The sequence below is a fragment of the Antarctobacter sp. genome (assembly GCF_048262615.1).
In the GTDB taxonomy this organism is placed as follows: Bacteria; Pseudomonadota; Alphaproteobacteria; order Rhodobacterales; family Rhodobacteraceae; genus Antarctobacter.
Genome location: NZ_JBLXFB010000062.1, coordinates 1 through 5,252, shown reverse-complemented (window position 1 = coordinate 5,252; position 5,252 = coordinate 1). Strand labels below are relative to the sequence as shown.

General features: G+C 60.9%; 3 protein-coding genes. 1 reads left to right on the top strand and 2 read right to left on the bottom strand.

Translation table 11 applies throughout. The features are described from left to right. Positions 1-174 precede the first annotated feature (174 nt). Entirely contained in the window at positions 175-1,497 is a 1,323-nt protein-coding gene (locus ACN0S5_RS24045) for a 2-oxo acid dehydrogenase subunit E2 (protein WP_417211771.1), read from the bottom strand. 12 nt (positions 1,498-1,509) lie between these two features. Continuing rightward, on the bottom strand, positions 1,510-4,188 hold the full coding sequence (mdeB, locus tag ACN0S5_RS24040; RefSeq protein WP_417211770.1) for an alpha-ketoglutarate dehydrogenase: 2,679 nt from the start codon (positions 4,186-4,188) through the stop codon (positions 1,510-1,512). 104 nt (positions 4,189-4,292) lie between these two features. On the opposite strand from mdeB, the gene ACN0S5_RS24035 reads away from it, so the two are divergent. Further along, the gene (locus ACN0S5_RS24035) at positions 4,293-4,787 is read left to right on the top strand and encodes an Lrp/AsnC family transcriptional regulator (RefSeq protein WP_417211768.1); all 495 of its coding nucleotides are present in this window, start codon (positions 4,293-4,295) and stop codon (positions 4,785-4,787) included. Positions 4,788-5,252: the final 465 nt, after the last annotated feature.

Below are 5,252 nucleotides of genomic sequence, written 5' to 3'. Positions count from 1 at the left end.
TATTGCAATTAAGGGTACAGAATCTGCCGAAAACGCTTCCAATCCGCAGAATCTGATTAATTAGGGTACAGTGACAGCAATGGTGTCGCCGGGCGCGACCAGGATCTCGATGACCGGCACATCGGAAAAATCGCCGATCTCGGGGATGCGGATTTCAGTAATCATGGTGAATCCTCAGATCGAAACACGCCGAAAATCGCTCAGGACACGGCAGACATGCTGGAGGAACCGGGCGGCGGCGACACCGTCCACGACCCGGTGGTCCCAACTGAGACTGACGGGCTGGATCAGCCGTGGCTGGACGCCGTTGTCGATCCAGACCGGCTGGATCTCGGCGCGCGTCATGCCAAGGATCGCGACCTGCGGAGCGTTAATGATCGGTGTGAAGCCGGTGCCGCCGATCCCGCCAAGCGAGGATATGGTGAAGGTCGCACCCTGCATCGCCTCGCTCTTCAGCTTGCCCGAGCGGGCCTGAGCCGCGAGGTCCGCCATCTCGGCGGCGATCTCGGCCACGCTTTTCTGATCGGCGGACTTCACGACCGGAACTACCAGCCCTTCGGGCGTATCGGCCGCAACGCCGATGTTCCAGTAGCGCTTCAGCACGATTTCGTCCCCGTCGAGCGAGGCGTTGAACTTGGGATACGCCTTCAGCGCCGAGACCACCGCTTTTACGGTGAAGGCGAGAAGGGTAATCTTTGGATCGTCTTTGGTCCCTTCGGCGTTCAGGCGCTTGCGGAAATCCTCAAGGTCCGTGACGTCCGCCTTGTCGAAGTTGCAGACATGCGGAATGATGATCGAGTTTCGCGCCAGCGCGGGGCCGGAAATCTTGACGATCCGGCTGAGGGCAACGCGTTCAACGGGACCGAACTTCTCGAAGTTCTCTTTGGGCCAGTCCGGCAGACCGGCAATCGGCGACATTGGCGCGCCGGAAGCGGCCGTGGTAGCGGCTGCGCCGGTCATGCGAGCCTTCACGAAGGTCTCGACATCCTCGCGCTGGATGCGCGCCTTCGGCCCGGTGCCGGTCACTTCGGCAAGGCTCACGCCCAGCTTGCGGGCATAGTGGCGGATCGACGGCGACGCATAGACAGATCGATTGGGGGCCAGTGCACCGACCGGCGGCATAGCGCTGATCGGTGCCGTCGCCGGAGCGGGCGTCTGGGCCTCAACTGCCGCGGTGGTCGCTGCGACTGGTGCCGGGGAAGCTGCCGCCGCATCCGCCGTCGGCGCTGCGGTAGGTGTGCCTGCATCCAGAGCGGCCGTGATTTCGAGGCGGGCCACGATCGTGCCCTCGCTGACCGGCGATCCTTCGGCGACAAGGAGTTCCAAGATTCGCCCTGCATGTGAGCTCGGCACATCGAGCGTGGCCTTGTCGGACTCCACGACGATCAACGTGTCGTCCAGCTGAACCGTGTCACCGACCGAAACCGGGATTTCGACGATGGGAACGTCTTTAAAGTCACCGATGTCGGGGACGCGAATGTCGATAATAGTGCTCATTTCGGTCTCCAATCACAGTGTCCAGGGCGCATCGGTATCCGCCGAGATCCCGAAGTCCGCGATGGCTTTGGCAAGCAGGTCGGGCGTGGCATCCCCGCGCTGGATGAGCGACTGTATCGCGGCGATGACGATGTGCTGGCGGTCCACCTCGAAGAAGCGGCGCAGCGCCTTGCGGTTGGCGGATCGCCCGAAACCGTCCGTGCCGAGGATGGTCAGCGGGGCCCGCAGATAGGGCGCGATCTGGCCGGGGAAGGCGCGGACATAATCGCTAGCCGCGATCACCGGCTGATCGCCTGCGAGCAACCGTTCCAAGTGGCTCGTCTCATGCAGCGCAGGGTCGCGGAAGCGGTTCCTGCGTTCCACGCACATCGCGTCCCGGGCTAGCTCGGTAAAGGAGGTGGCCGAGTAGACCTCCGTCGCGATGCCGAAGTCCTTCTCGAGGATCTCGGCGGCGGCCTGAACTTCCAGCAGGATCGTGCCGGAGCCGATCAGGCGCGCCCGCGCCGACGCCTCGGGCCGGGTGGACGACAGCTTGTAGAGACCGCGGACGATGTCCTGTTCCACGCCGGTGGGCATGGAGGGCTGGGCATAGTTCTCGTTCATCACGGTGACGTAGAAGAATTCGTCCCTCTTCTCGTCGATCATCCGCGTCATGCCGTGTTCCATGATGACCGCGAGCTCATAGGCAAAGGCCGGGTCATATGCGCGGCAGTTGGGAATTGTGGCGGCGGCCATGTGGCTGGAGCCGTCCTGATGCTGCAGGCCCTCCCCCGAAAGGGTCGTGCGCCCCGCGGTCGCGCCCAGAAGGAAGCCGCGTGTGCGCTGGTCGGCGGCAGCCCAGATCAGGTCGCCGACCCGCTGGAAACCGAACATGGAGTAGTAGATGTAGATCGGCAGAAGCTCGGTATCATGCACCGAATAAGCGGTTCCGGCAGCGGTCCAGGAACTCAGCGCACCGGCTTCGGTGATGCCCTCTTCCAGAAGCTGGCCATTGGCCGCCTCCTTGTAGAACATCATCGATCCCTTGTCCTCGGGATCGTAAAGCTGCCCCTGCGGGGCATAGATGCCGATCTGGCGGAACAGGTTGTCCATGCCGAAGGTGCGCGCCTCGTCGGCGACGATGGGGACAATGCGCGGCCCAAAGGCCTTGTCCTTCAAAAGGTTGCCCATCATCCGGACGGCCGCCATTGTGGTCGACATTTCCTTGCCGTCCGCATTCAGAGCGAAGCCGGCATAGGACGCGGTGTCCGGACGTGCCGGTGCCGGGGTCGAGGCATTTGCCGACCGTTGCGGCAGGTAACCGCCGAGGGCGGAACGGCGTTCCTGCAGATAGCGGCTTTCCGGGCTGTCATCCGCGGGTTTGTAGAATTCGAGGTTCTCGACGGCCTTGTCGGACAGCGGCAGATTGAAGCGGTCGCGGAAGGCCAGCAGGGCTTCGACATCAAGCTTCTTGGCCTGGTGCGCGGTCATCCGCGATTCACCGGCGCCACCCATCCCATACCCCTTTTTGGTCTTGGTCAGAATGACGGTCGGGCGGCCCTTGTGGGCCTTGGCCGCAGCAAAGGCCGCATGAAGCTTGCGCAGGTCGTGGCCGCCACGCTTGAGCTTGTGAATATCATCATCGCTCATATGGCGGACAAGCGCGGCGCTTTCTGGATCGACGTCGAAGAACTTGGCACGGTTGTAATCCCCCGCCTTCGACCCAAGGTCCTGATATGCGCCATCGACCGTCTCGGCGAAGCGGCGCAGCAGCACATGGTTAGTGTCGGCAGCGAAGAGGCCGTCCCACTCCGAGCCCCAAAGCACCTTGATCACGTTCCATCCGGCACCGACGAACAGCGACTCCAGTTCTTGAATGATCTGCCCGTTGCCGCGCACCGGCCCGTCGAGCCGTTGCAGGTTGCAGTTCACGATGAAGGTCAGGTTGTCCAAGTTCTCACGCGCCGCAAGGGTCAGGCCGGCGATGGATTCCGGTTCATCCATTTCGCCGTCCCCGAAAACGCCCCAGACATGGCGCTGCTCGGTCTCGGCCAGGCCTCGCGCCTGGAGATAGCGCATGAACCGTGCCTGGTAGACGGCGCTGAGGGGCCCGATCCCCATCGAACCAGTCGGCACCTGCCAGAAGTCTTTCATCAGCCAGGGATGCGGATAGGAGCACAATCCTTTGCCGGGAACCTCCTGCCTGTAATTCGCGATATCGTCTTCGGACAGCCGCCCTTCAAGGAAGGCGCGTGCATAGACGCCGGGCGCCGAATGCGGCTGGAAATAGACGAGATCGCCCGCGTGATCGGCGCCGCGGGCGCGGAAGAAATGATTGAAGCCGACTTCAAAAATCTCTGCCGCGGACGCGTAGGACGCAATGTGGCCGCCAAGCTCGCCATAGGCGCGGTTGGCGCGCACGACCATTGCCAGAGCATTCCAGCGGATGATCGATGTGAGCCGTTCTTCCATCTCGAGATCGCCGGGGTAGGCGGGCTGCCGCGAGGTAGGTATCGAGTTGCGGTAGGACGAATATGGCAGACCGCTGGTCGTCACGCCGAGGTGCCGCGCATGATCGAGCAGTTCGTTGAGGACGAAGTTCGCCCGCTCCGGCCCGGCGTGATCGGTGAGGCCCTGCAGGGCGTCGATCCATTCGGCGGTTTCAGTCGGGTCGGCGTCTTGGTGCGTGATTTTTGGCATGGTGCGGGTCATGATCTCGGGGCTCTTTTCTTTCACGACACTTTATCGCGCTTTGACTATAAATTCTCACTAAAGTGGCTAGGAATTATGGGAATTAGTGGTGATAACAGCGAAGAATGTTCAAAAATGATAGGATTTCCGCCGTGAAGCCAAGCGATCTTGACTTAATCGATCACGCAATCATTCGGGAGTTGCAGCATGATGCTCGCTTGACTCTCCAGGAACTGAGCGGTCGCGTGAACCTGTCGCCGTCTCCTTGTGCACGTCGGGTCCGGATACTGGAGGAAAACGGGTTTATCCGGGGCTACCACGCCGAAGTTGATGAGGCCCGCATGGGCTTTCCATTCAGCGTGTTTGTCTCGATCAAACTTGACCATCAAGTGGACGACCGCCTGCAGGCGTTTGAGCAGGCGGTCGAAAAATACGAGGAAGTGCTGGACTGCTGGCTGATGACCGGGAGTCGGGACTACCTGCTCAGGGTTGCAGTTGCCGACTTGGTTGAATTTGAACACTTTCTGACACGAAGGCTCACTAAGGTTCCCGGTGTCGCGGCGATTGAATCGTCAATTCCGATCCGTCGCGTTAAACGTGCTTATTCACGTTTATCCTAGGCCATTGCGTCTCTTTATTTGGTTGCTTGCGTTATTTCTGAATCCCTTCTGGCAAGTTTGGGAGGGACCCTTTCGGCCAATCGGGGTCGTGCGGCGACGTTTGTGGTTCAGTTGACCCGAAAAGATCGGACCGATTTGGAGAAGATGATCCAAACGGGCCGGGATGCGGCGCATCGACTGGTCAAATCCCGGACATTGCTCACGGTGTAAGTCCCGCATTAGGGCGATACCGGGTCACCGAAGCGATGGACACGAGCCTTTCGACGGTTCTGCGTACCTGCTGTCAACCTGTGGAATGAGGGCTTGAGGCGGCTTTGTCGCGCAAGACGCAGCCTGAGGTGCCCCTAGTTTCCTAGACACCTGCCGTGTTCAGTTTGTGCTGTCTGATTTCGAAGTCAACGGGTGACAGCATGCCGTTGTTGGTGTGCTTGCGCTTCGGGTTGTAGAACAGTTCGATGTACTCGA